This window comes from Dysgonomonas sp. GY617 (assembly GCF_015233815.1).
Taxonomy (GTDB): domain Bacteria; phylum Bacteroidota; class Bacteroidia; order Bacteroidales; family Dysgonomonadaceae; genus Dysgonomonas_A.
Genome location: NZ_JADCLR010000003.1, coordinates 265,898 through 290,634, shown reverse-complemented (window position 1 = coordinate 290,634; position 24,737 = coordinate 265,898). Strand labels below are relative to the sequence as shown.

At 33.9% G+C, this 24,737-nt stretch carries 18 protein-coding genes; 7 read left to right on the top strand and 11 right to left on the bottom strand.

Going from position 1 to position 24,737, the window contains the following annotated elements; translation table 11 throughout:
* Positions 1 to 19 precede the first annotated feature (19 nt).
* A complete protein-coding gene (locus tag IR022_RS05400) occupies positions 20 to 1,210 on the bottom strand; it encodes a DUF4105 domain-containing protein (protein ID WP_194202915.1) in 1,191 nt (396 codons plus the stop codon).
* 159 nt (positions 1,211 to 1,369) lie between these two features.
* Here IR022_RS05400 and IR022_RS05395 point away from each other — a divergent pair, with 159 nt between their 5' ends.
* Positions 1,370 to 1,981 carry a SagB/ThcOx family dehydrogenase gene (locus IR022_RS05395; RefSeq protein WP_050711376.1) on the top strand — a complete coding sequence of 204 codons (612 nt, stop codon included), beginning with the start codon at positions 1,370 to 1,372 and terminating at the stop codon, positions 1,979 to 1,981.
* An 87-nt stretch (positions 1,982 to 2,068) separates the two neighbouring features.
* On the opposite strand, the gene IR022_RS05390 is transcribed toward IR022_RS05395, so the two are convergent.
* The 5 genes from IR022_RS05390 to IR022_RS05370 form a co-directional block, all read right to left on the bottom strand.
* A complete protein-coding gene (locus tag IR022_RS05390) occupies positions 2,069 to 2,980 on the bottom strand; it encodes a dihydroorotate dehydrogenase (RefSeq protein WP_194202914.1) in 912 nt (303 codons plus the stop codon).
* Entirely contained in the window at positions 2,968 to 3,747 is a 780-nt protein-coding gene (locus IR022_RS05385; RefSeq protein WP_194202913.1) for a dihydroorotate dehydrogenase electron transfer subunit, read from the bottom strand. The genes IR022_RS05390 and IR022_RS05385 overlap by 13 nt, the downstream gene beginning before the upstream one ends.
* Before the next feature lie 130 nt (positions 3,748 to 3,877).
* The gene (locus IR022_RS05380; protein ID WP_194202912.1) at positions 3,878 to 4,363 is read right to left on the bottom strand and encodes a helix-turn-helix domain-containing protein; all 486 of its coding nucleotides are present in this window, start codon (positions 4,361 to 4,363) and stop codon (positions 3,878 to 3,880) included.
* 576 nt (positions 4,364 to 4,939) lie between these two features.
* Positions 4,940 to 8,308 carry a DEAD/DEAH box helicase gene (locus IR022_RS05375; protein ID WP_194202911.1) on the bottom strand — a complete coding sequence of 1,123 codons (3,369 nt, stop codon included), beginning with the start codon at positions 8,306 to 8,308 and terminating at the stop codon, positions 4,940 to 4,942.
* On the bottom strand, positions 8,289 to 8,813 hold the full coding sequence (locus tag IR022_RS05370; protein ID WP_050710895.1) for a hypothetical protein: 525 nt from the start codon (positions 8,811 to 8,813) through the stop codon (positions 8,289 to 8,291). Before IR022_RS05370 ends, IR022_RS05375 begins: the two co-directional genes overlap by 20 nt.
* 164 nt (positions 8,814 to 8,977) lie before the next feature.
* Here IR022_RS05370 and IR022_RS05365 point away from each other — a divergent pair, with 164 nt between their 5' ends.
* The 3 genes from IR022_RS05365 to IR022_RS05355 all read left to right on the top strand — a co-directional run bounded on the left by IR022_RS05365 (position 8,978) and on the right by IR022_RS05355 (position 12,332).
* The gene (locus IR022_RS05365; protein WP_194202910.1) at positions 8,978 to 9,580 is read left to right on the top strand and encodes a TetR/AcrR family transcriptional regulator; all 603 of its coding nucleotides are present in this window, start codon (positions 8,978 to 8,980) and stop codon (positions 9,578 to 9,580) included.
* Between the two features lie 229 nt (positions 9,581 to 9,809).
* Entirely contained in the window at positions 9,810 to 11,837 is a 2,028-nt protein-coding gene (locus IR022_RS05360; RefSeq protein ID WP_194202909.1) for a TonB-dependent receptor plug domain-containing protein, read from the top strand.
* Positions 11,838 to 11,933: 96 nt separating this feature from the next.
* The gene (locus IR022_RS05355; RefSeq protein WP_194202908.1) at positions 11,934 to 12,332 is read left to right on the top strand and encodes an acyl-CoA thioesterase; all 399 of its coding nucleotides are present in this window, start codon (positions 11,934 to 11,936) and stop codon (positions 12,330 to 12,332) included.
* 56 nt (positions 12,333 to 12,388) lie between these two features.
* Here IR022_RS05355 and IR022_RS05350 read toward each other — a convergent pair whose 3' ends face one another.
* From IR022_RS05350 to IR022_RS05335, 4 genes are all read right to left on the bottom strand, one after another.
* A complete protein-coding gene (locus IR022_RS05350) occupies positions 12,389 to 13,219 on the bottom strand; it encodes an energy transducer TonB (protein WP_194202907.1) in 831 nt (276 codons plus the stop codon).
* A 497-nt stretch (positions 13,220 to 13,716) separates the two neighbouring features.
* A complete protein-coding gene (gene rimM, locus IR022_RS05345; protein WP_050710899.1) occupies positions 13,717 to 14,244 on the bottom strand; it encodes a ribosome maturation factor RimM in 528 nt (175 codons plus the stop codon).
* A gap of 3 nt (positions 14,245 to 14,247) precedes the next feature.
* Positions 14,248 to 14,844, bottom strand: coding sequence for a DUF4290 domain-containing protein (locus IR022_RS05340; protein ID WP_050710900.1), 597 nt, complete (start codon positions 14,842 to 14,844; stop codon positions 14,248 to 14,250).
* A 157-nt stretch (positions 14,845 to 15,001) separates the two neighbouring features.
* Complete coding sequence (locus IR022_RS05335) at positions 15,002 to 16,768, bottom strand: S41 family peptidase (RefSeq protein ID WP_194202906.1); 1,767 nt, start codon at positions 16,766 to 16,768, stop codon at positions 15,002 to 15,004.
* Between the two features lie 246 nt (positions 16,769 to 17,014).
* Between IR022_RS05335 and IR022_RS05330 the strand changes: the two genes are divergently transcribed.
* From IR022_RS05330 to IR022_RS05320, 3 genes are all read left to right on the top strand, one after another.
* Positions 17,015 to 18,862: a 2-oxoacid:acceptor oxidoreductase subunit alpha gene (locus IR022_RS05330; RefSeq protein WP_194202905.1), complete on the top strand. Its 1,848-nt coding sequence runs from the start codon at positions 17,015 to 17,017 to the stop codon at positions 18,860 to 18,862.
* A gap of 9 nt (positions 18,863 to 18,871) precedes the next feature.
* Positions 18,872 to 19,900, top strand: a complete 1,029-nt coding sequence (locus IR022_RS05325; RefSeq protein ID WP_194202904.1) for a 2-oxoacid:ferredoxin oxidoreductase subunit beta — start codon at positions 18,872 to 18,874, stop codon at positions 19,898 to 19,900.
* Positions 19,901 to 20,101: 201 nt separating this feature from the next.
* Positions 20,102 to 20,902, top strand: a complete 801-nt coding sequence (locus tag IR022_RS05320; RefSeq protein ID WP_194202903.1) for an energy transducer TonB — start codon at positions 20,102 to 20,104, stop codon at positions 20,900 to 20,902.
* Between the two features lie 116 nt (positions 20,903 to 21,018).
* Here IR022_RS05320 and purL read toward each other — a convergent pair whose 3' ends face one another.
* Positions 21,019 to 24,705 (bottom strand): phosphoribosylformylglycinamidine synthase, encoded by a 3,687-nt coding sequence (purL, locus tag IR022_RS05315; RefSeq protein WP_194202902.1) that lies wholly within the window; start codon positions 24,703 to 24,705, stop codon positions 21,019 to 21,021.
* Between the last annotated feature and the right edge of the window lie 32 nt (positions 24,706 to 24,737).

The window sequence follows — 24,737 nt, the reverse complement described above, 5'->3', positions numbered from 1 at the left end:
TTGATTAAATAATAGAGAACTAAGATCTATTTTTATATTGTAATACATTGGTTCCAGATCTAACACATAGTGAAAGAATGTATGGAATGAATGCTAACTCCAGATACTGTGGTATCAAAAACCAAGCCAAAAGCAGTAGTATCAAGGCTACAAAGTTAATAAAATGATAGTAGTACACATATTTTGAGAAGAATTTTATTAAAAAGAAAAATGCGAATATTAATTGGAATGGATTCAGCCATATAATATTCCAGTTTGGATTGGTACAAGGGTGTACTGAAAAGAACATCAGAAAGAATATGATGCTTCCAGCAACACCTGCTGTAATGAATAAGAAAGTGTCGAATATCTTTCCTAGCAAGATGCAATTTTTCTTATATGATAAGAATGAGATTATCAGTGTAATAACCAATAGTAAACATCCAATAGCTAAAGGTGGATCGATAAGGATAATTGTATCGTTTTTGGGCGAAAGCAAGATGTCATTTTGTTCTGATAGCAAAGCTCTTGTGTTACCATCTGTACTTTTAATATTGGCATTATTGTATGCTGACATTAAATATAATGGCAGAAAATCTTTTTGCCTATCTGTTATTTCTTTATCAGCATCAGCCCCAATCACCAAATCAATACCAAAACGCACCCAAGGTTGTGCCCAAACGCACTCGTGAATTAAATCACGGTAGGTTTGCTTTTCTTTTGTGGGTGTATAGTGAATTGTTCCGTGAATATTATTTTCAATTATGTCCCTTGGACGTGTCGAACAATTATCATAGAAATAATTATATCTATATACTCTGTTCTCGGGTAAGCTATTTATAGCCAAGGCGTCAAACACAGCTTGTTTTTCTTGTTGGGTTAGGTTGAAAACTTGTTCTGTAATACCAACACCTCTCGATTTATATTCACTTATGTATCTGTTGAAGTTTTCGGCTCCAACCATATAATCTGTTTCTCCTTTTATAAACCGAAGCATAAAGTTGGGACTATCAAAGCTGAATAGTCCATAATTGAATACTAAATCAAACTGATTAATAGGATCTTGTATTCTTATAGCGGTATGTCCGAAAAGAGCATAAACTTCTTTTTCCCAAGGAGCACTGGTTAAGAGGCTCACTTTAGCGGAATCGGACAATTGTATTTGTTGTGCACTTAGATGTAATATACTGATGTAAAATATCAATATAATACAGAGTAATCTCTTTATCATTCTGTATAATTCAAAATGTGAAATACAAAGATAATGTATATATGTAAACCACAAACTTCTTAATTATATAAAAAACGCCCTCGAAAAAATAGCAAAAAGAAATATTCTTATTAATAAAAGCATATTTTTGTATATATAATTTATAAAAATAGAATTAACATGAAACAATTACTCATTGCCGTTTGCTTATTTGCATCCGCTTTATTTGCTTATGCTCAGCAAGAAACCATAGATTTACCAGCTCCAATAAAAACAGGTGGAAAGCCTTTATTGGAGACTTTAAACGAGAGACAGTCTTTGAAAGATTTTACAGGAAAAGAATTTGATAATCAAACCCTGTCTAATTTGCTTTGGGCTGCTTATGGATTTAACCGTCCGGATAAAAGAACTGTGCCTTCGTCACAAAATCGTCAGGAGATTGATGTATATGTGATGTTCAAGGATGGGGTATATTTTTATGATGCTAAAGAAAACAAATTGAAATTGCACGCTAAAGGAGACTTAAGAGATGGTCTTGGATCACAGACTTATGTGAATGATGCTGCTATAAATTTGGTATTTGTTGCTAATCTAGATAAAGCATCTAATAGAGAAGCTGCATTTATTGATACAGGCTATATATCTCAGAATGTATATCTGTTCTGTGCTTCTGAAGGCAACTTGGGAACTGTTGCCAGAGGTTCATTCAGCAGAACAAAACTACCTCCTGCTTTAAATTTGACTGATAAACAAGAGGTTACTTTAGTACAAGCTATTGGCTATGTTAAGTGATTGATATATAAATGTATATAATAAAGAAAGGTCTGCAAATTTGCAGACCTTTCTTTATTGTACTGTAAATTATTTATTTACAAATATTTATGCCTTTAATTGTCCTACCAAATCTTTGATATTTGCGATATTGTATTGATCCATATAGTTCTTTATACCTTCTAATACTTTTACAGATATAGTTGGGTCAATAAAGTTATATGTACCAATTTGGATGGCAGATGAGCCAGCAAGTATAAATTCGATAGCATCCTGCCATGATGATATACCTCCCATGCCTATTACGGGGATTTTTACGGCATTATATGTCTGCCAAACCATCCGTAGTGCTATTGGCTTCACACAAGGCCCTGATAAGCCGCCTGTGACTGTTGATAAGATTGGTTTTTGCTTATTAATGTCAATAGCCATACCTAGGAGAGTATTAATCAGAGAAACTGCATCGGCTCCTTCTGATTCTGCTGCACGCGCTATCTCGGTAATATCTGTTACATTTGGTGATAGTTTAACTATCAGAGTTTTATCGTATACCTTTCTAACAGCCCTTACTACATCTGCTGCCGAACAAGCCGATGTTCCGAATGCCATACCACCTTCTTTTACATTGGGGCATGAGATATTTAATTCTATTCCAGGAACTTTATCTAAATGATTAAGCCTGGAAGCACATTCTGCATAATCTTCTATTGTTGAACCTGATACATTAACTATGATGTGTGTATCAAAGTCTTTAATTTCAGGATATATATCTGATACAAAGTAGTCAACGCCTTTATTTTGTAGTCCTACAGCATTAAGCATTCCTGCAGGAGTTTCTGCCATACGAGGATAATCATTTCCTTGACGATCGTACAAAGTAGTTCCTTTTACACAAATTCCGCCTAATTGAGATAGGTCGATAAAATCTACATATTCTTTGCCATAGCCAAAAGTTCCCGAGGCAGTCATCACGGGATTTTTTAAATAGAGGTTACCTATATTTATTTTTAATTTATCCATTTCAGTTCTTTAATATTAAATACCGGTCCTTCCGTACATACACATATATTACCTCTCTTTGTATTTTCTATACAGCAGAGGCATACACCAAAGCCACAAGCCATTGTATTCTCTAATGAAACTTCACAATTTATTTGTTTTTTATGAGCATAGTTAGCTACAGCCATCATCATCGGTTTAGGACCACAAGTAAATATGTGGGAAAAATTCTTTTTCTCTAAAACTGAATGATTGGTTACATATCCTTGCTCTCCGTGGCTACTGTCCTCGGTAGTAGTATACACTTCTCCGTATTTTGCAAATTCATCTAGTTGAAGAAGGTCGGCAGAAGAGCGTGCTCCTAATAAAAAGTTAGGCTTAAAGCCTTTTTCTTTTAATTCACTACCTAGATATAGCATAGGAGCAGTACCTACACCACCACCAATAAGTAAGACTTCACTATTGGTATCTTCAGGAGTAGAAAACGAATTACCTAATGGCAATAAGAGATTTACAATATCTCCCTTTTTATATTCAGCCATACGTTTGGTACCATCTCCAATTTTTTGGATTAATAACCAAAGTTCGTTTTTAGACTTATCCACATAGTTTACAGATATAGGTCGTCTGAGAAAAGTGGAAGGAGAATCAGCTACATGAACTTCAACAAACTGTCCCGGATACATATCGGGAAGTACAGTGCCATCAGTAGTTGATAGTTTTAAGAGGATGTAATTTTGATTTAGCTGATCATTGTCGACGATAATCAAATCAAGCATTTTTTTCATTTGCACAAATTTTCTAAGGTCATAGACCTCTTTATTGCTTTGGTTAGTATAATAAGCTTATATAGATAGTTTATCATACAAAGTTAATCAAAACTTATGCTTTTTCAGAATAAAGAGTTTAAGAAAATCGTCATTGTCCAGGAGTAAAAGCCTCAAAGGTATTATCGGTATAATAAATTATTATTTGTTTAACTTTCTTAGATGGAGCTTCTTTATATACAACTCTTTCTTTTATAGCTTCTTGTGTGTCTTGTTGATGTAGCTCAACTATATTCTCTTTGCGATATTTATGATCTTCTGTCTCTTTGGTCGAATATATTCGACTGTCATTCTCTTGAGATAGTTGAGAAAATAAATCGGGGAAGCTACTTTGATTTTTTATGTCTGCACTATGATTACTTATTTCACTTTTATACATAGTACCTGTACCTGTTAATAACCATTGAGAATCTATGTCTGGCATTTGAGTAAGGATGCGGGTAATAACATCCAAACTAGGGTTGTTTCTTCCATTAAGAATATGAGAGATAACAGCTCTACCTATTTGCAAACTATCAGCAAATCTGGCAGGAGTCATATTCTCAGAGTCCATTATTTTTTTTATTCGCTCTTTCATGCCTCATTTTATCTATAATATGTAAACATATGTGACAATACAAATGTATAACAAATACTTCACAAATCTAAATAGTTTCAGTATATATTTGTATATAATAATTATGTTCCGTTGTATACATATGATTGTGTATAATTGTATACATTACTAAATTGTGATAAAGTGTATATTTATATTATGCATATAAAATATTAGTTATTATATCAATAAGTTATATAAAATATATGTAAATTCCTGTATTCTATTATTCATGCATAAATAGACGCTTTTTATTAAACTTATAGTTTATAATATAGACATTAATCTACTTATATTTAGGTATATATATAGTAAATATTTACATTTATTATACGTTTACATTGCTATAATATACAGATGTTTTTTATTCGTGTATTGTAAATTAATCACGAATGTTTGTATTCTAAATTTAATTAGTGTACAAATGTACTGCTTAATGTATTGTATACATATGTTTTTTTAACTTAACGAATACATCTGTATACTTTATTTGTAAAAAAAAATAGTATTTACATTTAATGCAAATACTATTATATATTGAAAATGAAGAGGAGATTATTATAGAGATTTAATATATTCTATTAGTTTCTTGTAGATAGGATTTTGGACTAATATATATTCATTCCCAATGAGAAAAAGTTGCTGTCTGGCACGAGTTATTGCAACATTCAGCTTTCTATCAACTGTTTTATCATTATTCAAATTACAGAAAAAATCTAGTTGATATGGTTTATTAATACAAAATGATAAAATAATAATTTCGCGCTGGCTACCTTGAAAGCGCTCAACTGTATCTATCATTATATTCTGAAGCTCCGAAATTCCAGTTTCGTGTAATTTATGCTTAATCAGGGCAATTTGATTTCTATAAGGCGTTATAATGCCTAAAGTTTTAAGTGGGTCAAAATGCTGATTATTTGTTTTGTAGGTTTTGAGTATAGCTTTTGATAATTCAGTTACGATCTCAGCTTCTTTATAACTAACCTTATCACTAACAGTATTAGAATTATCGTTGCAATTAATGAATTCTAGACGTTTTCTGCTAACTATTTTTTCATAGATATCCTGGTAATCAGCTATTTCTAAAGATAGTTGTTCTTTCTGCCATTCATTAGCAGATAAAAGTATATTATCATAAAATAGTTTATTGGGGAACTCTGCTAATGTCTGATGCATTCGCCCTTGATATACTAGAGTATCATAGGCTTGTTCCCACCTATTCGATTGGCAGACTCTATATAGACGTTCAAATAGTGATTCTCCGCAATCATATAGTTTTATTATGTTTAATGGTTCATTGTTGGATCTTGCTTTCTCTGTATTTTGTAAGGTTATAGTTGATAATTGTTTGTGATCTCCTATCATTATAAATTTGTCAACCTTAGGAAGAATCCCTATTATCTGTGGTTCAAGTATTTGGGATGCTTCATCTATTATCGATAAATTAAATTTCTTAATATCAAATATCTCAGGCTTACTAACAATAGATGCTAATGTACCTATAAAAATTCGATGCTTAGCTAATGTTTCTCGAAGATCTTCCCTACTTTTCGCCTTATCTGCTATGTTTTGTAACAATCTATGCCTATAATGAAGATCACAAGATAATTCTGTACCTATCCTAATATATGCGTCGCACTCTTTATTGTTACAGCTAAATGCTTGGTTTATAGATTCACATAATTCATCTACGGCTCTATTTGTGTAAGCAATTATGAGAATATTATCTAGTGTATTGTTGTAATAATGCTCAATTAATCGACGAGCAAATATGGATGTTTTACCTGTTCCGGGAGGCCCTACAATTAAAAAATAATCTTTAGAGTTGATTGCTTTATTCATTATTATATCCTGTTTACTCTCTTTAGTTACTTCTTTATCAGTTATTTGATAGTATAATGATTGAGGTTCTTTGAGCCCTAATAATATTTCACGTTTATCTGCAGAAGAAGATAAAAATGTATATAAACTCTTGTACATATTAGTATAAGCATGATCTAGTTTGTCATGTTCAATTGCCCAAGAAGAGTATTTTTCAAAAAAAGTTTTATTCTTTTGCTTATATCGAAATCTCAGAAGGATGTGTGTAGGGGTAATTTCTGCTATTGTTCCTTTCAATATTTGGTTGGTGAGTACAGAATCTGTAATTTCTTCGTGTGGATATAGTATGCAGATTTCACCTTCTCTGAAATTTATAAAATCTGAGGAGCTATTTCTTTCAAATAGAATTTTCATATCCCGACCACTATCATCAATCTTTTTGATCTTGAGATCTGATATTAAATCGAAAGATTCTAGCCTATCGTTAAATTCAGTATTCCAAAGACTGGCGGTAGATCGGTTGGATTCGAAGTAATCATCACCTACTTTTTGAATATATAATTCTCTAGCTAGAAATATTATGTATCTAAAGAAATATTGTTTCTCAATCTCAGTAATATTTGAAATCGTTTTATGAAAATCTGCTATTTGATTAATGAAAAAGTTAGGAGTTCTTCCATAGTTATCTAAATTACATATATCTGAAAATAATTTTTCTACAGTTTCAGAATCACCTAAATATAGGTCATGTTCAGTAGCAACAATTAGATTTCGGATATTAATAATGTCTTTTTCTAAAGTTTTATAAACTGCAGCTAGTCGGAGATTTTCTCCACTATTCTCAGCTGCTGAATATAATATTGCAGAAGTTATTTTCTTCTCATCATATCCGAAAACACTTTGAATTATTAGTCGATAAATTGCTGTTTGTACTTCATGATTTATTGCTATTTTACCACTATCTTCTTTAGGATAAGGTAGACCTCCTGATTTTAATTCTATTATTTTACTGTTATTGTTTTCTTTATCAGATAGTTGAAGTAAATCTAATCGTCCTTGAACTCCAAACTTTTCACTAAAAAAAGAAGGCTCTAAGGTGCATTTCTGGACATCTATTCTATTTAAAGGAAAATCTTGTGCTATTACCCGTTGTATATTAGCAAATTGAGTTCGAGCTTTTACCATAAAAGCTCTAAAATCAGTGGTTTGTTTTATATCATTGCAACTTGTGAATTCAAAAGGCTTTTCTTTGAAAGCTTTAAGAAATATATCATTGAATTCGAGCTGTTCAGGTGTGTCGGAAAAAATAAGTTCGTCCAGAAAGAAATTTGCTAAATTTCCTAAAAGTATATGCTGAGAATTGTCTGTTTGCTCAAACTTGCGACGGAAATAATGTAAATGAGATCTTCCATAATTCTGAAAACATTCTGCTAGTGCAGATGCATCAATCAGATAATCGGGTTCTAAAACGATAAATTTAGGAATATAATTTTCGTTTTTATCAATTTTGCATTCTAATAAATTGAGCTGTGCTCCTATCCACAACCGTTCAACAGTTTGGTTGAAAGCATCATTTATATTTTTGACATTGTATTTTATACGAATAGTGGAATGTGAAATGGAATCACTCACACCTATAATTAGCTCGCTATCTCTATCTATTACCACTACCTGTATTCGGATATAATCCAAGTTTGGAGCTGTTTCACTTTTGTTTAATAGCTCAGTATTTTCTTCTTTATAAGTGTCTTGACTAGTATAAATTATTGATATAAAATTATTTATACTTTGATAAGAGCTGTTGTATTGAGTTTGTGAAACAGTATTCTGTTCGTTTCGAAGAAGGAATGAGGTTTTTACGCGTATATTTTGCAATGCCCATTCTAGAGATTGTGGTAGTTTATATATCTGACAAATATAAACCAGGCGTGCAAATAATGAAGGAAACTGCAAAGTCTCCCTAGTGGTGATCTCTTTGCAGCTTCTTTCTAATATCCGTTTTAAATGGATGTATTTTTCTCTAAGAGGAATATCTGAATTGTTGTTTTCTTCAATTTCAGCTATAATCTCTTGATATTTTTTCTCGTTATTCTCTAGTAAGTACATCTAAATTATTGAACAATGTTATGTATAATTCTCCTCGGCTCATTCTAGACCAACCTCTTACAGAAACATTTATTTGACCTCTCTCATTCAATAATTTCATTGCTTTATACATAAAATCCATATATAATTGGTCATTCTGAAAAGTTATGTCTTTGCCTTGTTCTGCTCCGGTTGCATTATATACATAATTTTGCAAATTAAGCGTTACCCCATTAATGGTTATATCATAAATGATAAAGTCATCATTTCTTGAGATATCACCATTTAAAGCTATCCACGAATTTTTTGTTTCAATATCAATAATTCGAAAATCTAACTGGTCTACATCTGTAATATCTCTAAGACGGATTGTGCTACTGGTTATAAAATCACCATTTTTAATTATAGATGGTAGTTCACAATCAAGAGTGGCAGGAACCCAATATTCCTTATCTTTCTTACAAGAACTAAATCCTAATCCAATAATCAGTGTGAAAAGTGTGTAAATTAAAAAACTTTTTTTCATTGTATCCTTAAATTATTTAAAGGAAGCAAATATAACAAAAAGAGATGACGTGAGCATCTTGATATTAAATATGATTGATAGGATCGTAATTAATTTGTTCTAAAGCTTGCGTGTTACTTGTGGGTTACATATCTTTGTAACCCATAAGTAACACGCGTGAATTTATGATAGAAAGTATTAATAATGAAAAAGATAGAGAATCTACAGAGAAAAAATTATTAGAGGCTGTAGGTGAGATAATAATTAAGCATGGTTTCGATAAGGTTGGTGTAAATGCAATTGCTTCAAAAGCAGGTGTTTCAAAGGTTTTGATATATCGATATTTTGGTTCGATCGATAATATAATTGTGGAATATCTCTCTCAGAATGACTTCTGGCTAAGTTTCTCTGTAGATTTCCCAAAAGATGAAAATCTCAAAGGGTTTATAAAAAAGATGTTTCGGGATCAAATTATTCAATTGAGAAGCAGTAAACTGGAACAAGAGTTGTATCGATGGGAATTGACGAACCATAATGGTGTCATTGAAAAATTGAGGTTGAAACGGGAGGCAAAGGGGATTACGCTAATTACCATAATTAGTCAATTGGCAAAGCATCCTCAGGAAGAAGTTGCTGCAATAGCTACGCTGTTGAGTGCGGCGATCAGTTATTTAGTTCTACTTAGTGATAATTGCTCTATGTATAATGGTATAGATTTACAGAGTGATAAGGGTTGGGATCAATTGGCATTAGGTATAGATTTGTTGGTTGATAAGTGGTATGATTAACAAAAGATGGATAGTCTTATTTCTGAAATAAAAGATGGAATACCCTACTCTATTTTTTACTATTGAATAATTAAGAGTTTAATTTTAACAAACGACTACATTGTTAATCTGTAGTTGTTTATAACTTATCAGGTAATTTTTATAAGCTATATAATTGTTTTTTTTAGTTTTCTAAATCAGAATTACTTAGTTTTGCGATGAATTAATTTTATTAATAATAATCAAAATTATGAATCAGAAACAATTTGATAAGCCACGAGCTTTTCGCTTTAAGCGATTTTCTCATAAGGCTTACAGCGCATTTAACAGTATGCGAAAAGTGGTAAACATTGGTGTCGTAGCGGGGTGTGTGCTAACCTTTGCCCATACAACAGAAACATCAGCTCAATCGAGTCTTAAGTCTCGTGAGTCGGAAAAAATTACAGAGAAGGAGCTCGATGAAGTCACCGTTACTGCTTCTCGTATAGAGCTTTCAGCTAACCAAGCAGCAAAGCAAGTAACGGTAATAACTCGTAAAGAGATTGAGCAGGCACCCGTCCAGAGTATTCAAGATTTATTAAACTATGTATCAGGCATAGATGTGCAACAGCGCGGAGGGCATGGAGTCCAAGCCGACGTTTCGATCCGAGGAGGATCTTTCGATCAAACAGCAATTCTACTAAACGGAGTAAACCTCTCCAATCCACAAACAGGTCATTACAGTTTCGACATCCCTATCAATTTATCTGACATTGAACGTATTGAAATCGTCTACGGACCATCATCTCTCATTTATGGTGCAAGTGCTTTTTCGGGTGGTATCAATATCATAACAAGAAAAGATCCTGATCACAAAGCATATGCTAGAGTTGAAGCAGGAGCTCATAATTTATTGAATACCGAAGCTAGAGGTGTTCTAAAGAATGATGTTGTGACTACACAATTATCAGCCGGATATATGACTTCTTCGGGTTATATAAATAATAGTGACTATGATATATTTAATTTGCTCTCTCAAACCAGACTGAATATTGAAAGAGCGAAAGTTGATGTGCAATTAGGCTTTAATGATAAAAAGTATGGTGCTAATACGTTTTATTCGGCCGCCTATCCTAATCAGTATGAGGAAATCAATTCTTATCTAGCTTCCGTAAAAGGTGAAATGGGTAGTAAATTGAAATTTATACCTCAGGTATATTGGAATAGGCACAACGATTGCTTTCAGTTGATAAAAGGCGATGAATCTAAAGTTCCTTATAATTATCATAAAACCGATGTATATGGTTCTAATCTTAATCTGCAATATACATCGCAATTAGGTATAACCAGTTTTGGTGCAGAATTTAGGAATGAAGGCATTATGAGTACTGTGTTAGGTAAAAAGATAGATGAGCCTAGCGGAAGATTTACGCACTCAGATAATAGAACTAATATAAGCTATGCCTTGGAGCATAATTTGCTCTTAGATAGGTTTACGCTTTCAGTCGGCATATTAGCTAATTATAATACCTATCTAAAGAAGGATTACATGTTTTATCCTGCAATAAATAGTAGTTTTAGGATATTAGATAATTTCAAAGTGTATGCTTCGTGGAATAAAGCTACTCGGATGCCTACATTTACCGATCTGTATTATACTACTGTTACTCATATTGGTAATAGTGATTTAAAACCAGAAGATTCGGAGTCTATAGATTTGGGTTTTAAATACAATACTCCTTTCGTAAAAGCACACATTACGGGCTATCTGATGAAAGGTAAGAATATGATAGACTGGATAAAAGAGAATCCTGACGATAAATGGGAATCTCGTAATATAACACAAATAGATAAAAAGGGATTAGATATGGGAGCTACTTTCTTTTTTAAAGAGCTATTTCCCTCCATCGATCCATCTACTACATTGCAATTGGGATATTCTCGTTTGCATCAAGATAAAAGTTCGGGAGAATTAATTTCAAATTTTACTCTTAATTATTTAAGAGACAAATTTACTGCTCAAGTAAATCATCCTATTTATCAGGGGATTAGTGCAAACTGGAATTTTCGTTGGCAAAAGCGTATGGGTACATATCTTAAGTATGAGAACCTAAAACCCACAAGGCAAGAGCCCTACCCTTCTTTTGCTACTTTAGATTTGCAGATCAACTGGAAATTAAAAGATTTTGTAGCTACTGCAACTGCTAATAATATATTTGACCGAAAATATTTCGATCTGGGAAATATTCCGCAAGCCGGTTTCTGGCTGATGGCGGGAGTTTCTTATACTTTAAAGTAAGTCTCATACCTTTTTATTATGTAAAATGGGACATTGAGCCTGATTTTTTGACTTTCTAATTTTTAAAGATACTTTTGTATAAAAAATACATTAGAGATGGAGCCTATTTTTCAGTATAAAATGAAAGTTCGTGATTATGAGTTGGATGCTCAAGGTATTGTTAACAATGCAAATTATCAGCATTATTATGAAGTAACACGACACGAGTTTCTTGAATCTTGTGGAGTTAGCTTCATGGAAGTTCATAATCAAGGAATAGACCCTATTGTTTCGAGTATAACTATTAAATATAGAAATTCACTTGTTGGTTCTGATGAATTTATTTGTACTATCAATCTTGAAAAGAAGGGGATTAGATATTATTTTAATCAGCAAATAATACGAGTTTCGGATAATGCTTTATGCTCAGAAGCTCGAGTAGAGGTCGTCTGCTTAGTGAATGGGAAGATAGGTAGACCAGATGTTTTCGATAAAATATTAGAAAAATATCTATAATATAAAAGAGAGACAAATTTTAAAATTTGTCTCTCTTTTTCTTTGTATAAAGAGTATTATTTTTGAAGTTTAAATAGTACAGGTAATGTGTAATACACGGGTACGTTTCTTCCATTTTGCATTCCTGCAACCCATTTTGGCATCATTTTCACAACTCTCATAGCTTCTTTGTCGCAAGCGGGGTCAAGAGTTCTTACTACTTCAATGTCAGATACTCGTCCATCTTTACCTATTACGAATCGGATAATCACACGTCCTTCGATTCTGTTTTCTATGGAAATAATAGGGTATTTAAGATTGCTGCTGATAAATTTCATAAGTTCCGCATCACCACCTGGAAACTGAGGCATTTGTTCTACACTTATAAATGGTCTATCTTGTTTTGCAGGTTCCTCGATAATTGTTGTATGCTCTTTTATATCGGCTATGTCTATTGCTCCGGGATCATTACTACCCTCAATAGTTGCTTTAGATATTGGGGCTGGACTATCAAGAAGTGTTCCTATAGCTTTCATTTCCTTCTCAGGGGCTACAACAGATACTATAGCTGGAGGTGTAAATGCAATAGTTGATTTTAGAATTGGTTTGGGTGGAGCTATTTCTTGATGGATTAGCTTTTCTTCGGGTATCTGTTCTTCTACTTTTGTTATTGTAGACATTCTAAATTCATCATCTATGCCTTTTATAAGGGAGCTGTTGGCTTTAACTACTTCCAAAAATGATGGAAGTGCAGCTACTGCTCCAACAAAGAACACCATAATACCGAAAGCTAAAATGTGTCTTTTGGAAGAGCCTTGACGTAGAGCGTAGGCTCCATAGGTTTTGTTTTTGCCGGCGAAAACTATATCACACCAGTCAGAAGAATTGAGTTGGATATTACGTGCCATAACTTTAGGTTTTAGAGTGTTTGTAATTAGTGTCTCTTTACCTAATAGATAGAATTGGCATCAGATATTCCATAAATATCTTAATAAATATTTTAGAGTATTTAATTTTTATATTTCTATTGTTTTGTATATTAGTTAGTTATTGTTTTCTGTTGTTTTGGAAATAGATATAGTTTATGTTAACATTGAGAAAAACAATTAAAAAAACATGTTTTATAGCATTAAATATTTGGAGGATGAAAATATATCACATATCTTTGTCGTATAGAGTTAAGGAATTAGTGTAAAGCTAGGTAAGAAGATTGAAAATTGGTTATTATTGGACTCATCCAATAAATTAGGTTTAAGGTTTAAGTGTTTAGGTTATTAGTAATATTTTAAAATCTCGTCAATCATTAGGATTGAGAGATTTTTGTTTAGATTAGTTTTGTGGTTTGGTAAGAGGAAGTTAAGCTATCCTCTTTTTTTATGTCTATATGTGAAAACAGTAACTTTTATTATTCTACATCAATCAGACCAGCAGGTAGGTCTACATATAATATTTTCTTTTCAGAATCAATATCTGTAATGAAGTCATCAGATGCAGGGATAATAATATCATCTCCATTTCCTTTCTTTTTAAGCAAAAAGAGTGTGTTGATAGTAGATTCATCTACATCAGAAATAGTTCCGATTTCGCCAAGTTCTTTATCAATAACAATGAAGTCTATAAAATAACTGAGGGTGAATTCTACCTCCTCATTTTCATCAAAATACTTACGTGGAAAATACACACTCAATCCATTGAAACGTTTTGCTTCAATCTCCGAATTTACATCTTCAAAAAGAATCAGTGCAGTATCGCTACCTTTAAATCTTCGCGATTTAACAAAAAAAGGTACTAAGATGTTGTCAACAGAGCAGATTAAATAGGGGCAATCAACTCTATCGAATATATCATTATCAAAGGCGAAAGTAATTTCGCCTTTGATACCATGGGGTTTAATAAATTTCCCTATTTTGAGAACTTCGTCTTCACGAATCATATATTATTTTTTCTTTTGCTGTGGGCTGTTATTACGCTGTTGCTTCCTTTGGTTAAGATCTTTCATATCTGCTAATTTCATATCAGAGTTACGTTTATCTATTTTTCTCTCAGATAAATCATACAAATCTTGAAATAATTTAGCATCATCTACTTCTTTGTTCCATTGGATATATGTCTTTTTCATATGGTTAAGAACTAACCATACTAATTGCTCTTTTTCTTTTCCTTCCGGATATTCGGCAGCAAGTGCTATTAGTTTTTCGAGCGTTTTTCCATAATGTTTAAAAAACATGGTAGGACGGCTATACTCAACTTTTCCAGGTTTAGAAAATAAGTCTTCTTTCTTAATGATTTCGTAAGGATAATCAATATCAAGTTCGAAATTAGACATAATAGCCAAGTGATCCCAAAGTATATGTTTGAAGTCGTTCACATCACGTAGATGTGGAAACATGTTCCCCATAATATTAATAATCGTATTGGCGCATCTTTTGCGTTCCGCACGATCATCGATAGTCAGACAAAAATCGACCATGTTTTGGATATTTCTTCCATATTCAGGAAGAGCAAGCTTTTTTAATTGCGTGTTATAATCCATGTATAAAATAATCTATATAAGTGAGAATAAGAAAAGTATAAACGAAAGTTCTTCTAATTAAGTAGTTCTTAAGTAGTGCAAAGATAATAAAAAAAGTATCTCATCTTGTCGGTGAGATACTTTTTTATAGGTTTTTGTCTTAAAACGTTATATCGAATTATAGATTTTCGGCTTCTTCCTCCGAACCTGTTTTACTAGCCAGATCTATAATCTTACGACCGGGAGTAAATATCTCTTTATATTGCTCTTGATTGTTTAATAATTCAATAGCTTGCTTCACATCTTTATCTGTTTTCAAAGACTCAATACGCTCTCCTTTTTGGAAATAATTGCGTTTAGCAATTTCCATATTCAGAAGCTTTTTTATATCATCTTTAAAGTTATCTAAATCTCTATCAAGATTGGGAACAAGTTTTGCTTCTAAAGCTTTGTATTCTTCATCAGCTGTTTTTGAGTATCCTTCAAAGTCCATTACATCTTTCAAGGTCTTCAATCTTTTTTCACTCAACCCATCGTATTTAAAGTCTTTTTTAGATTTTACAAAAGTCTTGAAGCTTTCATAATCTTCATCAGTAATGCTAAATTTATCAAGAGGACCAATTTTAGGATTTTTGATAACCCAATCGGTAACCCAATCATTTACGATATACTGATTTAGAAGATAATATGTAATACTTGGAACTTTTATTTCTTCTAGTTTAATATCTGGAGTTACTCCCCCACCATCTCTGACCTCGCGTCCAATAGATGTTTTAAATACTGTAGTCAAACTATCTGGAATACGCCCTACGCTTCCGTCTTCGTTGTGATGCTTATAATCTATTGCCTGAATACAACGACCGCTTGGTATATAGTATTTAGAGGTAGTTACTTTAAGACTTCCACCATAAGGTAAATCTCTAGGAGCTTGTACCAAACCTTTACCATAGGTACGCTGTCCCATAATGACAGCTCTGTCCAAATCTTGCAATGCTCCCGATACGATTTCTGAAGCTGAAGCAGAACCTTTGTCAACTAAAACAACTAAAGGAATATCGGCATCAATAGGATCTAGGGTTGTACGGTGGATTCTATCCCATTGTTTCATCTTTCCTTTGGTACTCAATACTACTTGACCTTTTGGTACAAAGAAGTTTACTAGTTGTACTGCTTCTTCCATAATACCTCCGCCATTTCCTCTAAGATCGAGGATCAAAGAAGTCATACCTTGTTTTTTAAGATCAAGAAAAGCATTCTTTACATCTTGAGCACATTTATCTGTAAATCCTGTGAGGACAATATATCCAACGCCGTCTTGAAGTAGTCCATAATATGGTACGGATGAGATTTGTACATTTTGACGTACAATTTTCATTTCAATGGGTTTCTTTACCCCTGGACGTTCAACTTTAACCGTAATTTCGGTACCCGCCTGTCCTTTAAGTTTGCTGGTAACTTTATTTGATAGCGTTTTACCATAAGGCTCTCCCGGCACTTTTTCGGCAGTTGTCATATCTTCTCCATTAATAGAGAGTATAATATCGCCTACTTTCAGTCCACTTTTAGCAGCAGGCATATTTTCGTATGGCTCTACTATATAAACTATATCACGTCCATCAAGATTTCGTGACGAAATCACGGCTCCTACTCCTGCGTACTCTCCGGTAGTCAATATTGTAAAATCGCTAACTTCTTCTTCAGTCATATAGTTAGTATACGGATCTAATCCAGCTAACATATTTACAATACCCGATTCTATTGTTTTTTCTACATCCAATGTATCTACATAAAACATATCTAGTTCTTTAATAACTGAATTAAAGACTTCAATATTTTTATTGATCTCGAAATACCGTTTTTCGGCATTGCCTTTGTCTTGAGCATACATTGACGATCCGCTTAGGAGAAATGTTGCAAAAACAAGAAATCCAACTCCTTTTTTCATCTAATTTTATATGTGTTAATCTATTATTTAATAGTGATTTATATTCAGTTCAAGCTAAAACCTGCAAGGCTGTAATTTTAACAAAGCCGAGCAAAGTAACGACTTTTTTTACAAACGAGGATTTATTTTTTGTTATTATGTATTTAAAAACAAAATAGTGAGCATAAAAGTTTTTAATTTCTTATTATTCCTTGCTTATTCGAGCACTCTTTTATTCCTTTGCTAAAGATATAAAACTAAAAGACAATGTTGGAAAAAACGCAAGTTAACGATGTACAAGATATTGTAATACGCTTTTCGGGAGACTCAGGAGACGGGATGCAATTATCCGGTACTTTATTCTCGAATTTATCTGCTATTTTGGGAAATCAGATATCTACATTTCCCGATTTTCCGGCAGAAATACGAGCTCCTCAAGGTACATTAAGTGGTGTTTCGGGCTTTCAGCTGCATATAGGTACACAAGTTTATAACTCCGGTGATAAAGCGGATGTGTTAGTAGCTATGAACCCCGCTGCATTGAAAGTAAATGCAAACCAACTAAAATCAAACTCAATAATACTTGTTGATACAGACTCTTTTCAAAAACGAGATTTAGAAAAGGCTTTGTTCAAAACCGAAGATCCTTTTCTCGAATTAGGACTTACTACTCAACAAATAGTTGCTATTCCTATTACAACATTAACGAAAGATAGCTTAGCTACTTTTGATTTGGATATGAAAAGCAAAATCAGATGCAAAAATATGTTTGCTCTTGGTGTTGTTTGCTGGCTATTCAACAGATCTATTGATGTTGTGAATCAAATGCTATCTACTAAATTTTCGAAAAAACCGATTTTGGCTGATGCTAATTTACAGGTTTTAGCGAATGGATATAATTATGGTCATAATACCAGTTTGTCTGTTTCTTCATACAGAGTAGATACCTTACAAATGGATAAGGGATACTATATGGATGTAAACGGTAATTCAGCAACGGCTTTTGGCTTGATTGCTGCTGCTGAAAAAGCTAATTTGCAATTATTTTTAGGGTCATATCCTATAACTCCTGCTACAGATATTTTGCATGAGTTAGTAAAGAGAAAAGACTTAGGTGTAAAGGTTGTACAGGCAGAAGATGAAATTGCGGGAATATGTATAGCTATTGGTGCAAGTTTTGCCGGAAGCTTAGCTGTTACTTCAACATCTGGACCTGGGCTTGCTCTTAAAGGGGAAGCTATTGGCTTAGCGGTAATGGCAGAATTACCTTTAGTTGTAGTAGATGTACAACGTGGTGGACCTTCAACGGGATTGCCTACCAAAACAGAGCAAACAGATTTGCGTCAAGCATTATATGGACGTAATGGCGAAAGTCCTATTGTAGTTATTGCAGGATCAAGTCCTACTAATTGCTTTGATACAGCATATTGGGCATCAAAGATAGCATTGGAGCATATAACTCCCGTTATTTTGTTGACTGATAGCTATATAGCAAATGGATCTTCTTCATGGAAAATTCCTAATATGGATGAATATCCTTCAATCAAGCCAAATGATATAAGCCTGTACACAGGAGATGAATGGACAGTAGCTGCCAGAAATGAGGAGAATTATGCACGTTATTGGGCTCCAGCAGGTACAGAAGGATATACTCATCGTATAGGTGGTTTAGAGAGAGATTATTTTACAGGAGCAATATCCACGGATCCTGATAATCACCAAAAGATGGTTGACACCCGACAAGCAAAAATAGATAGAATTGCAGATTATATTCCTGAGCTAGAGGTATTAGGAAATATCAATGCGAAGACTCTAATTGTTGGTTGGGGAGGTACTTACGGACATTTAAGAGAGGCCGTAGAAGAAATGAATAGAGCTGAAAATAAAATAGCTTTAGCTCACTTTAATTTTATAAGTCCTTTGCCTAGAAATACTGAGAGCGTTTTAAGAAAATATGATAAAATAATTGTGGCAGAGCAAAACAATGGTCAATTTGCCGGATATTTATCCGAGAAATTCAATAATCTACCCATAATTAAATACAACAAAGTGAATGGTCAGCCTTTTGTTGTTTCTGATTTAATCGACTTTTTTACACAAAAGCTTAAAAAATAAATAAAACATATGGATACAATAACTAATCCTATTGTTCATGACACCAGAAGTTATAAAAGTGATCAGTATGTTCGTTGGTGTCCCGGATGCGGCGATCATGCTGTGCTAACATGCCTGCATAAGGCAATGGTAATTTTACAAATAGAACCGCATAATCTGGCTGCGATTTCGGGTATTGGGTGTTCTTCCCGTTTACCTTACTATATGAATACATACGGTTTTCATACTATCCATGGGCGTGGAGCGGCTGTGGCGACAGGTGTGAAAGTAGCCAAACCCGAATTGTCGGTGTGGCTTACAACCGGTGATGGCGATAGTTTGGCAATCGGAGGTAACCATTTTATACATACAATCAGACGGAATGTGGATATTAATATCTTACTTCTGAATAATAAAATATATGGTTTAACTAAAGGGCAATACTCTCCTACTTCGGATAGAGGTTTTGTTTCAAAATCGTCTCCTTATGGAACTGTAGAAGACCCTTTTCATCCGATAGAACTTACTTTGGGAGCAAGAGGAACATTTTTTGCACGTTGTATTGATATTGATTTGAAAAATACGACAGATGCATTTGTTCAGGCAGAACAACATAAGGGAACTTCTGTGGTTGAAGTCCTTCAAAACTGTGTCATATTTAATGATAATATACACAAAGAGATAGTAGACAAAGCTTACAGAGACGATCGTACCATTTTATTGAAACAAGGAGAAAAGATGATCTTTGGATCTAATATGGATAAAGGCTTGGTATTGGATGGCTTTAACCTGAAGGTGGTAACTATTGGACAAGATGGTTATACTATTGAAGATATTTTGGTGCATGATGCTACTACTGAAGATAATATGTTACATCTAAGGCTAGGATTAATGGCTCCTGAAAACGGATTTCCGGTAGCTATAGGTGTAATTCGTAATGTAAAAGGATTATGCTATGATCAGGAAGTGAAGAAAATGATTGATGATGTTCAAGTTAAAACGAAAGTACATACATTAAACGATTTTCTAATGAGTGGCGAAGTTTGGGAAGTAAAATAGTCTCAGCTGCTTAATTATCCATACATATAAAAAAGAAAGAGCCTGTTTGCAATTTGCAAACAGGCTCTTTCTTTTTTATATCAACTTTTAATCAATGGTTTCTTTCTTTTTTATTACGCCTTATGGAATTTGTTAAATATTTCTATCTATTAAGCAAAGAGGGAGTGAATATGTAGTAATAACCATTTAAATTATATGATTATGGTACGTAACATTCAACTTAATTCTTCTGACTGGTGTGATATAGTTTTCACCGGTAAAAACAAAACCTATGGGGCGTATGCTTTACGCCAAAGTTCTTCAAAGAGGCATCTTCTGGCTTTTTTTATTGTCGTCATTTTTGTAGGAATAGTTGCAGGCCTTCCTTCAATATTGAATGCAGTAAATCCACCAAAGGAATATGTTCAAAATATAACAAGTGAGTATATAGTTGGAGGAGCAGACGAACTAGAAAAAGAGGAAGAACCTATTGTAAAACCTTCTACTACCCTACCCCCTCCTCCTATTATTGATTCACAGAAATTTACTCCTCCCGTTGTAACAGCCGATGATATGGTAGAGGAATCAAGAGAGTTATTGTCTCAGCAGGAGCTAAACTCTAGTACTGCACAAATATCTATTGCAACAATGGAGACTGGCAATACTGAAGGTGTTGATATTGCAGAAGTTCTAAAAGAACAACGACAAATAACAAATCAACCACCACAAGAGCCTAATCAAATTCATGAAATTGTGGAAATAATGCCTCAATTTCCTGGAGGAACAAGTGAGTTGATGAGATATTTAAGTGCAAATATGAAGTATCCAACAATTGCTGCTGAAAATAATATTGAAGGGCGTGTAGTCCTTAAATTTGTAGTTGGTAAAGATGGTAGTATATCTAACATACAGGTAATAAGACCTCTTGATCCATCTTGCGATAAGGAAGCTGTAAGAGTTGTAAGAAGCATGTCTAAATGGACATCCTGTGGCTGTGTACTTTACTTTACCTGTATTATTTAAATTGCAGAGATAAGGTTGCATATTTTTTAATACTTGTAAGTTAAATGCTTATATAAAATACCAAAAAGACCAATACCCCTCAGGTATTGGTCTTTTTGGATAATAGATCTATACTATTAAGATTTATGTTTTTCTACCCAATTTTTAGCATTGATAAACGCTTCCATCCAAGGTGTAACATCATCCTTACGATTTTCAAATGGATAGTAAGCACATTGCCAAGGGAATATTCCTCTTTCAGGGTGTGGCATAATTGCTAAGTGACGACCATCTTTAGAACATACGGCTGCAGTAGAATAATCCGATCCATTAGGGTTACCCGGATATTCATCATATGCATATTTAGCAACAATGTTATATTCTGATTCTGCCTTAGGTAATGTAAAGCGTCCTTCGCCATGAGCTACCCAAACACCAAGCTTGCTGCCTGATAATGAACCAAACATCACCGAGTTATTTTTAGGTATATCAACAGATATAAATGTAGATTCAAACTTATGAGAAGCATTATGATTCATCTTAGGTTTTTCATCGTGTTCAGGATAAATTAATCCTAACTCCATTACCAATTGGCAACCGTTACAAACTCCTAAACTTAAAGTATCTTCACGAGCATAGAAATTGCGTAAGGCAATTTTTGCTTTTTCGTTATACATGAAGCTACCAGCCCATCCTTTAGCAGAACCTAGTACATCCGAGTTTGAGAATCCACCACAGAAAACAATTAAACTTATGTCTTCTAAGGTTTCTCTTCCTGATGCAAGGTCGGTCATGTGTACATCTTTTACATCAAATCCGGCCAAGTATAAAGCGTAAGCCATTTCACGCTCACCGTTGGTTCCTTTTTCTCTGATGATAGCTGCTTTAACTCCCGATTTTCCTTCTCTCGTGGGTGTAATTCCCAAATGTGAGAATTTGCCATTGAAAGAACTATTTATTTTAAACTCTACGGGTTGGTTTTTATAATTCTCGTAACGAGCTTTAGCACAATCTTCTCCGCTTTGAAGTCTGTCTAATAAATAAGACGATTGGTACCAAATATCTCTCAATTCATCAATATCAAACTCTTCGTAGAACTCGTCTTTCTGAATAGTTAGTTTTCTATTTTCAGTAGGTCTCGCAACTATTGCATAACCAATACCATAATCATCCAATATTTTTTCAACTAAATGATGATGTTTTACCTGAATCAAAACTCCCGGGTTTTCAGAGAATAATACTTTGATAAGATCTGTATGATGTAATTTATCTAATCTAGCTTCCAGACCTCCTTGAGGGTTTGCAAAACACATTTCTAACATAGCAGTAATCATACCTCCGGCAGAAATATCGTGTCCTGCAAGTACTAATCCTCTTTCTATTAATTCTTGGATACAAGTAAATGCGTCCTTAAAGTATTCAGGATCTTTTACAGTAGGAACCTCTTCGCCCAATTTGCTCATGGTTTGAGCAAGAGCTGATCCTCCCAATTTGAAAGTATCAAAAGAGAAGTCAATATAATAGAGATATGTACCTTTGATATACGCTAATACAGGAGATACAATTTTACGTATATTTTTCACTTCGGCAGCAGCAGATATAATTACTGTACCGGGAGCATATACTTTATCATCTCCGTATTTTTGAGTCATTGATAGTGAATCTTTTCCTGTTGGAATGTTGATTCCTAATTCACAGGCAAAGTTAGAACAAGCTTCTACTGCTCGGTATAAACGAGCATCCTCTCCGGGGTTTTTACACGGCCACATCCAGTTTGCACTTAGTGATATACCTTGAATTCCATCTTCAAGAGGTGCAAATACTATATTTGTCAGTGCTTCTGCGATAGCTATTACAGAACCTGCTTCCGAATCTACCATTGCTACTTGAGGTGCATGACCGATAGATGTTGCAATACCCGAACGACCTCTGTAATCAAGTGCAACAGCACCAAGATCACTTAATGGAAGTTGTATTTCTCCCTGACATTGTTGACGAGCTACTTTTCCTGTTACAGAACGGTCTACTTTGTTTGTTAACCAGTCTTTACAAGCAACAGCTTCGAGTTGAAGAACATTTGATAAATGTCCTTTCAAGCTTAATAATTTATAATCGGGATTAGTGAAATACTCTTCTATAGTTTCATCACGCATAATTGTACGTGGTGCTTTTCCGAAGAAGTCTTCTAAACTTAAATCTATAGGACGTTTACCATCAGCTTGTTCAAAAACAAACTTCTTGTCATCTGTAGTTTTACCAACTACATACATCGGCGAACGTTCGCGTTCTGCTATTCTTTTTATAGCTTCTGCTGTTTCTGCAGGCACTATCATACCCATTCTTTCCTGACTCTCGTTACCTACAATTTCTTTAGAAGATAAAGTTGGGTCTCCTACAGGAAGTTTTGATACATCTATAATACCACCAGTTAGCTCTACAAGTTCCGAAAGACAATTTAAGTGTCCTCCCGCACCGTGATCGTGGATTGATACAATTGGGTTATTATCAGATTCCGATAATGTACGGATAACATTCGATACACGTTTTTGCATTTCAGGGTTAGCACGTTGAACTGCATTCAATTCAATACCACTAGAGTATTGACCTGTATCAACAGAAGATACTGCACCTCCACCCATTCCGATACGATAGTTGTCGCCCCCCAACAAAACAACGCTTTCACCTGTTTCAGGTTCGTTTTTTATAGCATCGCGTTTGTTTCCAAAACCAACACCTCCGGCTAACATTATTACCTTATCGTATGCAAATTTCTTTTGATTTTCTTGGTGCTCAAGAGTCAAAACTGAACCACAAATAAGAGGCTGTCCAAATTTGTTCCCGAAATCTGACGCACCATTTGATGCTTTGATCAAGATTTCTTCAGGAGTTTGGTATAACCAATCTCTTTCAGCCATATTTTCTTCCCATGCTCTACCCTCTTTGGTACGAGGATATGCTGTCATATAAACAGCTGTTCCAGCAATGGGTAAAGAACCTTTACCTCCTGCCAAACGGTCGCGAATCTCTCCCCCTGTTCCTGTTGCAGCACCATTAAAAGGTTCTACTGTGGTAGGGAAATTATGAGTTTCGGCTTTTAATGAAATGACCGATTTAATTTGTTTAGTCTCAAAATAGTCTGGTTTATCTCCACTGGCAGGAGCAAACTGTTCTATTTCGGGTCCATCATTAAATGCAACATTATCTTTATAAGCAGAGATTAGTTTATTTAAGTTGACTTTTGATGTCTTCTTTATAAGTTGAAAAAGAGAACTTTCTTTTTCTTCACCATCAATAATAAATGTGCCATTGAATATTTTATGGCGGCAATGTTCTGAGTTTACTTGAGAAAAACCAAAAACTTCACTATCTGTAAGTTTTCTATTCAACTTAGCACTTAAACCATTTAGGTAGTCTATTTCTTCTGAACTTAGAGCCAAACCTTCTTTGGCATTATATGCTGCAATATCATCGATCTCTAGAATCGGATCGGGTTTTTTATCAATTGTAAACAGAGTTTGTCCTAACCCATTGTAGCTTTGTTGAAGCATTGGGTCGTATTTAGAATCTGGCTCAGCAGAAAAGAATTCTTCAATACGGATAATACCCGTAATAGCCATATTTTGAGTAATCTCAACAGCATTGGTGCTCCAAGGAGTAACCATCTCTTTACGAGGGCCAACGAAATGCCCTTGAACCTCCGAAGAGTCAATTAGTTGAGCTTCGTCGAAGAGCCATTTTAACTTTTGGATATCAGAAGATTCTATTGGAGAAGATGTTTCTACTGCAATGACGTTTTTAGCAGAATTAAGGAAGAAAGATACCATATTGATTAAGCTATATTATCACTTTATTAATC

Bases quoted from the DNA above. Each gene is read 5' to 3' on its own strand.
- IR022_RS05400 (WP_194202915.1), bottom strand. From the start codon at position 1,210: ATGATAAAGAGATTACTCTGTATTATATTGATATTTTACATCAGTATA.
- IR022_RS05395 (WP_050711376.1), top strand. From the start codon at position 1,370: ATGAAACAATTACTCATTGCCGTTTGCTTATTTGCATCCGCTTTATTT.
- IR022_RS05390 (WP_194202914.1), bottom strand. From the start codon at position 2,980: ATGGATAAATTAAAAATAAATATAGGTAACCTCTATTTAAAAAATCCC.
- IR022_RS05385 (WP_194202913.1), bottom strand. From the start codon at position 3,747: ATGAAAAAAATGCTTGATTTGATTATCGTCGACAATGATCAGCTAAAT.
- IR022_RS05380 (WP_194202912.1), bottom strand. From the start codon at position 4,363: ATGAAAGAGCGAATAAAAAAAATAATGGACTCTGAGAATATGACTCCT.
- IR022_RS05375 (WP_194202911.1), bottom strand. From the start codon at position 8,308: ATGTACTTACTAGAGAATAACGAGAAAAAATATCAAGAGATTATAGCT.
- IR022_RS05370 (WP_050710895.1), bottom strand. From the start codon at position 8,813: ATGAAAAAAAGTTTTTTAATTTACACACTTTTCACACTGATTATTGGA.
- IR022_RS05365 (WP_194202910.1), top strand. From the start codon at position 8,978: ATGATAGAAAGTATTAATAATGAAAAAGATAGAGAATCTACAGAGAAA.
- IR022_RS05360 (WP_194202909.1), top strand. From the start codon at position 9,810: ATGAATCAGAAACAATTTGATAAGCCACGAGCTTTTCGCTTTAAGCGA.
- IR022_RS05355 (WP_194202908.1), top strand. From the start codon at position 11,934: ATGGAGCCTATTTTTCAGTATAAAATGAAAGTTCGTGATTATGAGTTG.
- IR022_RS05350 (WP_194202907.1), bottom strand. From the start codon at position 13,219: ATGGCACGTAATATCCAACTCAATTCTTCTGACTGGTGTGATATAGTT.
- rimM (WP_050710899.1), bottom strand. From the start codon at position 14,244: ATGATTCGTGAAGACGAAGTTCTCAAAATAGGGAAATTTATTAAACCC.
- IR022_RS05340 (WP_050710900.1), bottom strand. From the start codon at position 14,844: ATGGATTATAACACGCAATTAAAAAAGCTTGCTCTTCCTGAATATGGA.
- IR022_RS05335 (WP_194202906.1), bottom strand. From the start codon at position 16,768: ATGAAAAAAGGAGTTGGATTTCTTGTTTTTGCAACATTTCTCCTAAGC.
- IR022_RS05330 (WP_194202905.1), top strand. From the start codon at position 17,015: ATGTTGGAAAAAACGCAAGTTAACGATGTACAAGATATTGTAATACGC.
- IR022_RS05325 (WP_194202904.1), top strand. From the start codon at position 18,872: ATGGATACAATAACTAATCCTATTGTTCATGACACCAGAAGTTATAAA.
- IR022_RS05320 (WP_194202903.1), top strand. From the start codon at position 20,102: ATGGTACGTAACATTCAACTTAATTCTTCTGACTGGTGTGATATAGTT.
- purL (WP_194202902.1), bottom strand. From the start codon at position 24,705: ATGGTATCTTTCTTCCTTAATTCTGCTAAAAACGTCATTGCAGTAGAA.